At 72.4% G+C, this 4,010-nt stretch carries 3 protein-coding genes; all 3 read right to left on the reverse strand.

The genetic code is table 11. The features are described from left to right. Positions 1-58: 58 nt before the first annotated feature. On the reverse strand, positions 59-1,528 hold the full coding sequence (locus tag FF041_RS33355; protein WP_153526213.1) for an SCO6880 family protein: 1,470 nt from the start codon (positions 1,526-1,528) through the stop codon (positions 59-61). A gap of 86 nt (positions 1,529-1,614) precedes the next feature. Beyond that, positions 1,615-3,147 carry an SCO6881 family protein gene (locus FF041_RS33360; RefSeq protein ID WP_456154184.1) on the reverse strand — a complete coding sequence of 511 codons (1,533 nt, stop codon included), beginning with the start codon at positions 3,145-3,147 and terminating at the stop codon, positions 1,615-1,617. A gap of 26 nt (positions 3,148-3,173) precedes the next feature. Then, positions 3,174-3,890, reverse strand: coding sequence for a hypothetical protein (locus tag FF041_RS33365; protein ID WP_194292279.1), 717 nt, complete (start codon positions 3,888-3,890; stop codon positions 3,174-3,176). Between the last annotated feature and the right edge of the window lie 120 nt (positions 3,891-4,010).

Genomic DNA, 4,010 nt, shown 5'->3' on the forward strand with positions numbered 1-4,010 from the left:
GTCCAGGGCCTCGGTGGCGAACGCCAGGTCGGTCGGCATCGGCTTCTGCGTCCTCGGGTCACGGGCGGGCGAGGGGCAGGGCGGCGTTGGTGAACGCCTCGGCCTGCTGCCAGGTCAGCGGACGCAGATCGACCAGGGCCGCGACGGCCGCCGTCTCGATTGCCGCGCAGGCGGAGTTGAGCTGGTCGGGGGTGTCCGCGGAGACCGTGACGAGCCCGGTGAGGGCGACGTCGGCGTGGCCGGCGATCAGCTCGCGTTCGCGGTTCTTGATGTCCGCGTATTCGACGTTGTCCTCCTCGGAATCGACCTGCCCCTTGCGCTGCCGCTCCGCCGCGTCCGCGATCACGGTCGCCTTCTTCCGCTGTACGTCCTTGAGCGCCGCGTCGAGACCCTTCGGCGCGTAGGTGAGCGAGAGGGTGCGGCGGACCCCGGAGGTGAACAGAAGCTGGTGCAGGAACCCCGCACCGGTTTCGATCCGAGGCCAGTTCTCGATCCAGAACGTGGCGTGGTGAGCCGAGTCGGTCTCGATTCGGTCCGCCTTCTCCACCAGCACAACGGGCCCGGCGGCTGCGGGATCGGCTTCGGGCCGGTCGGTGTCCGACCACTGGTCGAGGGCGGCGCCCGCCTTCGGGTCGTAGGCGGTGCGGATCACGGCGGCGATCTCGCCCGCGGTCAGCCACCCGCCCGGGGTGAGACCGGCGTTGCGCACCGACTGGTCGAACGTCGCGGTCAACTGGGTCAGCACGGAGAACGCTCCGGTGAGCCCGCCGCCGGCCTGGTTGATCAGACGGCGGGCCGCCTTCAGGTCGAGGGCGATGGCGACGTAGCTCTCGTGCGGGGCCGCCGCGGGCCCTGCGGCAGTCAGCAGGTCGGTGTAGACGGGCCCGGCGAGATGGGTGTCCGGGTTCCCGTGCTCCGTCCAGTACCGGTGGAGCGCGTCTCCGGAGTCCGGGACCGTCCGCTCCAGGACCTGGACGCGGGCGATGTGCCCGGTGCGGGACAGCGCGGCCAGGGTCCGCCCCCACCCGGCGACGTTGTGGTTCTGCGTGGCCGGGTCCAGCAGCGCGAACGCCCGGGAGGCGACCCGGACCACCGCGGTCAGCGTGCCGTGGTGCGGGTCGTGGACGGCGCCGGTGTGGCGGTCGGGAGAGGTGATTACCCGCAGGGACGCGGCCGTGCCCGGGAGGTGCAGCAGGCCCTCCCGCCGGGGCCGGGACGACGGCCGGGTCAGCCAGACGAGCTGGCCCTTGGTCCGGCGCAGTGTGTAGCGGAGGGCGATCGGGGCCCAGTCGGCGAGGGAGCGGCCCCGGTAGCGGACGAACACGGCCGCGAGGATCACTGTCCACAGGGGGATGAGCTTCAGCGCGCCGGGGACGCCGGTCGACATGAGGACGGCGAGGAGGAGCAGGCCGGTCAGGGCGACGGCGACGAGCTGCGGCGCGGTCAGCCCGAGGAGCACGCCCCGGCGGGAGCGGTGGGGGAACTTCACCGTGGCCGGAGCCGTGGAAGCGGAGACATCAGGGTGCATGGGTGGGGTCGTCCTTGAAGAAGAAGAGGGGGTGGCCCCTGGGGGCGGACCGAAGGGTCCGCCCCCAGGAGGTGCCGGTCAGCCGGTCAGGACCGGGGGTCCGAGCCGCCCAGACCGGTGGGCGGCTTCGGGTAGACCCACCGGGCCGGGGTCGTCCCGCCCTGCGGACTCAGCCCCGGCGGAGCCGGCGGCCGGGCAGGGACCGGCGGGGCGGACACCGCCTGAATCCCCTCCGATGGACCGGCCGGTGCTCCGGCGGGCACCGGGCCAGCGGGCGCGGGACCCGAGGCGGCCGTGCCGGAGGCGGGTGCGGCAGCGGCAGCGGTGCCGGTCGATCCCGGTGCGCTGGTCGCTCCGGTCGCTGGCCCGCCTGTCCCGGTGGCTCCCCCGGCGGAGCCACCGGTTCCGGTGGGCTGGCCGGGGCGCTGGATGAGCGGCCGGCCCTTGTCGCCGTCGGTACGGGGGCGGCGGATGAGGGGCTGGCCCTTGTCGCCGGTGGCGTTCGGGTCCTCGCCGAACCGGAAGGTCGTCTGCGGCGGCTCGTCCCCGGAGATCCCCTCCGGCGAGGTGTTGCCGCCAGCGGGGTTGATCCCGGCGGCGACGCCCCCGGCGCCCTGGCCGGGGACCTTCGCCGGACCCTGCGGAGCGGGCATACCGGTCCCGGCCTGCATGGCGAGCTGCCCGGCGGTCTTCGCCGCCCCGGCCGCCACCGTGACCCCGGCGACGCCGGTGCGGTGCAGATCATCCTGCCCGCCGCCCTCGGCCGCCCAGTGCACGAACTTGTACGTCGCATAGGGGCACAGCAATACGAGGACCATGATCACGATTCCGGCCATCGCGTCCGACAGCGCGCCGAGCCCGTCGGCCGGGTCGGTCTTGCCCATGGCGGAGACGCCGAGGAGGAACACGATCGTCATCAGCAGCTTGGAGACGATCAGGGAGCTGGTGGCCTCGATCCAGCCCTTGCGCCAGCGGCGGGCGACCTCCCAGCCGCCGCCGGCCCCGGCGAACACCGCCAAAGTAACCAGGATCAGGATGCCGACCTTCCGGGCGACCATCACCGCCCAGTAGAGAAAGGCACCGATGGTCGCGCCGAGGGCGACGATCGCGGGGATCCCCCAGCCGAGCCCGTACATCGCCCCGTAAGAATTGACCTTGATGACACGGCGGATCGCATCGTCCACCGAGCTGTTCGCGGCCTTGAACAACCCTGCTGAGAGGGCATCCACGATGGTCAGGGCGACGGTGGTGCAGGCGATGGCCGCGAACGCGAAGAACACCCCGGCGACCGTGCCGGTCACGGCCTGGAACAGCGCCCGCTCGTCCCGCCGCCACGCGGCCCGCATGAGCTGCAGGCAGAACGTGCCGACGATCAGCACCAGGCCGATCGGAAGCAGCAGCTCGTAGTTCTCACGGAACCAGGTCGCGTTGAGGTCGACGGCGGTGGTCTTGTCCACTGCCTGCGCGGCGAGGTCGGCCGCCGCCTGGGCCATCTCGCCCATGGACTTGGCGATCCAGGCGCCGATCCCGTCTGTGATGGCCTGGCCGGTCGAACTCGCCACGCCGCCGACCGCGTCGCAGACCGTGTTCATCAGGGGCAGATCACATGCTGAAGGCATGGTTCACCTCCTTTCGTACGGGGTGGTCACGGGGCGGTGGTGGGCAGGACGGCCGCGAGACGGCACGCTTGGTCGGGGCGGCACTGGACGGCGAGCGTCGAGGAGCGGGGCTCGGCGCCGGTGCCCTGGTCGGAGCCGGTCCAGGCGATCGACTGACGGCCGGTGACCGTGACCGCGTAGATGTACGCATCGGTGATCGCCCCCGGATCGGCGGCGAGCGCGGACTTGAACGCCTGCGGGAAGTGGCCCTCGCCGACCGTGGCGGTCGCGTACTGGGCCTGGTCGCCCATCCGCGACCACAGCACCGGATCCGGCACCTGATCCGCCACGGACGCCCAATCGGCGTACTTTTTCTCGCCGGTTATCCAGCGTTTGAGCCCGGCGATGTGCTCGGGCTGGGAGAGGCGGCGGGTGTCGTAGGACCACAGGACCTTCGCTGCGGCCTTGGCGAACTCGACGGGGTCGGTGGTCTTCACGGGCGCCACCACCTGGCCCCCTTTCGGGGCCTTCACCGGGGCGGGAGCCGGCGGAGCCGACTGCCGGGTCTCCGGCGCGGACGCCGGGGCCGCCGTCTCGGGGGTGTCCTCGCGGGTGAGGAAGGCGACCAGCCCGGCGATGCCGGTCAGTAGCGTCAGCACCACGGTCACGATCAGGGACCGGTGCAGCACCGACGACCCCGGACCCGGCACCAGAGAACCCCTCGGGCTGCGGTGGGAGGAACGTTTCTTCTCGTGCGTGGGCATCAGTTGACCTGGGTGCCCATCGCGGAGAAGAAGCTGACGATGCCGTTCGCCGCGCCCAGCAGCAGGGCGCACCCGGCGGCGACGACGGTGCCCTTCTTGCCGTTCGCCTCGGCCTGGTGC

It is taken from the genome of Streptomyces jumonjinensis (assembly GCF_009600885.1).
Lineage (GTDB): Bacteria > Actinomycetota > Actinomycetes > Streptomycetales > Streptomycetaceae > Streptomyces > Streptomyces jumonjinensis.

Excerpts from the sequence above, each read along its gene's own strand:
- FF041_RS33355 (WP_153526213.1), bottom strand. The coding sequence starts at position 1,528 with ATGCACCCTGATGTCTCCGCTTCCACGGCTCCGGCCACGGTGAAGTTC.
- FF041_RS33360 (WP_456154184.1), bottom strand. The coding sequence starts at position 3,147 with ATGCCTTCAGCATGTGATCTGCCCCTGATGAACACGGTCTGCGACGCG.
- FF041_RS33365 (WP_194292279.1), bottom strand. The coding sequence starts at position 3,890 with ATGCCCACGCACGAGAAGAAACGTTCCTCCCACCGCAGCCCGAGGGGT.